The 2,489-nt window shown below is 55.7% G+C and carries 2 protein-coding genes; one reads left to right on the top strand and one right to left on the bottom strand.

Annotated features, from left to right (window positions below; all coding sequences use genetic code 11):
• Positions 1-1,662: excinuclease ABC subunit UvrB (gene uvrB / locus ENN66_10820; GenBank protein HDS17073.1), on the top strand; the 1,662-nt coding region annotated here is incomplete at its 5' end.
• Positions 1,663-1,716: 54 nt separating this feature from the next.
• Here uvrB and ENN66_10825 read toward each other — a convergent pair.
• Positions 1,717-2,397, bottom strand: a complete 681-nt coding sequence (locus ENN66_10825) for a hypothetical protein (GenBank protein HDS17074.1) — start codon at positions 2,395-2,397, stop codon at positions 1,717-1,719.
• Between the last annotated feature and the right edge of the window lie 92 nt (positions 2,398-2,489).

Consider the following 2,489-nt stretch of genomic DNA (forward strand, 5'->3'; position numbering starts at 1 on the left):
GACAAGTTGCGTCACGCGGCCACGGTTTCACTGCTGGAACGCGATGACGTGATCATTGTCGCCAGCGTTTCCTGTATTTACGGTTTGGGCTCTCCCGAGGCCTATCAGGGGATGTTGCTTTATCTGGAGCCCGGCCGCGGCGAACTCGACCGCCAGACGATCATTCGGCGTCTGGTCGAAATTCAGTATGTTCGCAACGACTACGATTTTCATCGCGGCAGCTTTCGCGTGCGTGGCGATAGTCTGGATGTCTTTCCGGCCAATATGGAGGAGAGCGCCCTGCGGCTTGAATTCTTTGGTAATGAGCTGGAAGAACTTGCCCTGATCGACCCTCTGAGCGGTCGTCGTCTGGAAACCGTCAATAAATTCACAATTTATCCCGCCAGTCACTATGTCACGCCGGAGGCGGAACGGCGGCGCGCTTTTCAGGCTATCGAGCGGGAACTGGAGGAACGCCTGGGTGAGCTCAAAGCCCGGGGCCGGCTGCTGGAAGCCCAGCGCCTGGAGCAACGCACCCGTTTTGATCTGGAAATGATCGAGCAGATGGGGCATTGCCAGGGCATTGAAAACTATTCCCGGCATCTTACCGCCCGGTCCCCCGGCGCGGCGCCGCCGACCCTGATGGACTACCTGCCGCGCCGGCACCTGATCATAATTGATGAAAGCCATGTCACGCTGCCCCAGATCGGCGGCATGTACAAGGGCGATCGTTCCCGCAAGGAAACCCTGGTGGAGTATGGTTTTCGTTTGCCTTCGGCTCTCGATAACCGCCCCTTGCAAAGGGCCGAGTTCGAAGAACGGACGGCCCAGACCATCTATGTATCCGCCACCCCCGGCGATTATGAGCTGGAGGTGGCCGAGCAGGTTGTGGAACAGGTGATTCGGCCGACCGGTCTGGTCGATCCCGAGATTGAGGTGCGGCCGGCCGGCTCCCAGGTCGATGATGTCGTCGCCCGTTTGCGGGAGACCGTGGCCGCCGGCGGTCGCGCCCTGGTGACCACCCTGACCAAGCGTATGGCCGAGGATCTGACCGAATTTCTTCGGGAACTTGATTTCAAGGTCCGTTATCTGCATTCCGATATCGATACCCTGGAGCGGGTTGAGCTGATCCGTCACCTGCGCCTGGGAACCTTTGACATCGTGGTCGGGATCAACCTGCTGCGTGAAGGTCTCGATATTCCGGAAGTCGCGCTGGTGGCGGTGCTTGATGCCGACAAAGAAGGTTTCCTGCGCTCACAGCGCTCCCTGATTCAGACCGCCGGCCGGGCAGCCCGCAATCTGGCCGGCAAGGTTATCTTTTACGCCGATGGTATCACCGGTTCAATGGCGGCGGCCATGGCTGAGATGGAACGGCGTCGTGAATTGCAGCGGGCATATAACCGGGAGTATCAAATTGTTCCGCGCAGCATCGTGCGCCGGGTGCAGGAAGCGATTGAGGTGGAAAATGAGGCTTCGGAAAGCGCCGTGGACCTGGTTGCAAAGACGGCCGGGGAGCGGGCCGAACTGGAACGGCTGTTGGCCAAAGGCACCAGGGCCTGTGAACGTAGGCTGCGCCAATGGGAAAAGGAGATGCAACAAGCCGCCCGGCAACTTGATTTTGAAAAGGCGGCCGTGATTCGCGACCGTATCAACCGCCTTCAGCGTGAACTTGTCCTGGCCTGATAACCCCGGGGTAAAGCTCTGTGGACCAGGCCTTTTTTGTAAAAGACGTGTTCTTTATGCCGGTTGTTCGGGTTTCTTGTGAGATTTCCTGAAATTCTGGGCCGTAAAGAATAAAAAACCCATCGCCAGCAAGAGCTCCATTGGTTCCTGGTCTCGCCACTGGAAAAAACCTTTCGAAGACGGACTGACGAAGCTGAGCAGGATGTAAATGAAAAAAACAGAAAAGAAGAAAGGACTTAAAAACCAATCGGGAACCACGAAATTTATGATCCTCCAACCTTTGGTTTGCGGCTTCGGCAAAAATATTTTTACGGCCAGCCAGGCAAATGCGCCATAGGCTCCGGTCAGGATATAAGCATAATGGAGCAGGGGCTGGACGGAGTCCAGGTTGTGAAGTGAGATCTCGTTCTGCAGGTTATGGCGGATCAGATAATCAGGGGTCGTGATCTTCAGCAGTCTTTGTCCCCAGCTGATCTCTTCCAGCGCGACCAACAATAGACCAAGAGACAGCAAACCGTACAACAGGCCATGTCCGGAAAGGTTGCCGCGGAAAAGATTCGCCGCCGTCAGAGCCGCAAAGATCGCGGCGGAAAAATAACCTAAGGCTTGAGCGTATTCAATAACCGAATCCTCTTGTACCAGGTCTGCATAAGTTTTCGGTGACGCTATTTTTATCCCGAGAAAAACCGAAAATAAGACTGCCGGAAATAAAAAAAGCATTATTTTTCTAGTCATGAATTTCCGCTCGCCGCCGTGTGCGGTCGGGGCTTTCGGCGGATCGAAAACGCCGGTCCTGATCTTGGTTTTGGGTGCAGGTAATCGGTAAA

Source organism: Pseudomonadota bacterium (assembly GCA_011049115.1).
GTDB lineage: Bacteria > Desulfobacterota > Anaeroferrophillalia > Anaeroferrophillales > Tharpellaceae > DSCM01.